The organism is Streptomyces sp. NPDC058964, assembly GCF_042741275.1.
Classification (GTDB): domain Bacteria; phylum Actinomycetota; class Actinomycetes; order Streptomycetales; family Streptomycetaceae; genus Streptomyces.
In genome coordinates this window covers 1-1337 of the sequence record NZ_JBHYKH010000981.1, presented here as the reverse complement: position 1 = coordinate 1337, position 1337 = coordinate 1, and the positions used below count along the sequence as shown (strand labels likewise).

Annotated in this window: 2 protein-coding genes; both read right to left on the bottom strand. The window is 71.3% G+C overall.

Features of this window, described 5'->3' with window-relative positions:
• Positions 1-75: 75 nt before the first annotated feature.
• Positions 76-573, bottom strand: coding sequence for a hypothetical protein (locus tag ACFW2E_RS47005; protein ID WP_384478335.1), 498 nt, complete (start codon positions 571-573; stop codon positions 76-78).
• 166 nt (positions 574-739) lie between these two features.
• Complete coding sequence (locus tag ACFW2E_RS47000; RefSeq protein WP_384478332.1) at positions 740-1213, bottom strand: SRPBCC domain-containing protein; 474 nt, start codon at positions 1211-1213, stop codon at positions 740-742.
• Between the last annotated feature and the right edge of the window lie 124 nt (positions 1214-1337).

The window sequence follows — 1337 nt, the reverse complement described above, 5'->3', positions numbered from 1 at the left end:
CGCGCACCGGGCCGGCCCCGGCGCCCCCCCGGGCCGGACGTCCGGCGTGCGGTGCGGGCTCCGGACGGCCGGCGGTCAGCCGGCCTGCCTCAGGTCGGTGATCCTCCGGGTCTTCAGGTCGGACTGGACGTCGATCTCCGTGACCTGTGCGTGGCGGCCGTCGCCCCAGGTGAGCGTGACCCGGCTGGTGGCGTGGCCCGCGCCCGACCCCGTGTAGGCGACCTTCCATTCCACGGGCACGTTCTGCGCGAACAGGATGCCGTCGGCGTGCTCCTTCGCCTCGTATGCGGCGGCCTTCCGCCGGGCCTCCGGGGACAGGTAGAAGGAGCGCAGCGCCTTGGCGTTGGCGGCTGCCGCCGGGCTCTCGCTGTCCCAGACCGAGTCGATGTAGGCCCCGTAGAAGTCGGCGACGCGCTGAGTGACGTCGCGCGGGTCGCCGTGGGCGGCCGTGGCCCGGTCGGTGTGGGTCGCGCCGGTCCCGGCCAGGGACGGGGTCACGGCGGCGAGGGACAGGGCCGCGGTGATGGTGGCGGCGGTGAGCAGGGCCTTGCGGCCGCGGGTGCGCATGGACATGTTCGCTTGATCCCCGTTCGTTGCGGCCGGGTCGCTCCCGGCCGTCGGCGTACCTCAAGACCGCGTTCACCCGGTGACGGTTCCGGCATGTTCGGGAAAATCACCCGAATACCGAAATACGTTAAGGATTGCCCCTATTTCCGACATCTTCGACCGGCCGTTTCGGTCAGTGCACCGACGGTCCGGCCGCCTCGACCAGGCGGGCGAGCTTGTCCAGGGCCATACGGGTGCCCAGCTCGTTGTCCTCGCGCCTGATCACGTCGGGGATCCCTTCGTGCAGGACGACCACGTCCGTGGCGCCGTCCGCCGGCGTGAGCGACGTGGTCATCGTCATCGTGCCCCGCAGGGCGAGGTCGTCGGACTCGAACTCGATTGCCTCGACCACCAGTTCACCCGGCACCAGCCGGACGAAACGGCCCCGGTAGGTGTCCGTGCGTTCACCGGACTTCCCGGGGCTGCCCGGCTCGTCACGGACGAGGGACACCCGGAACACTCCGCCTTCACGGGCGTCGAAGGCGTGGACGTGAGCGGTCATGCCGTCGGGCACCCGCCAGGCGCCGACCGCCTCCGGGTCCACGAGGGCCTGGTAGACCGCCGTCGGGGGCGCCTGCACACGCCGGGAGACTCGGGTGGCGTACATGGACCCAACCTACTGCTCCCCGCCCTGCGTGCGGGGGGGGGGGGCCCGGGGCGGGGCGGGGGAAATAGGGGCCGGGGGGGGTTATAAGAAATTTACGGGGCGCCGCCACGAAAAGGTTTTTATA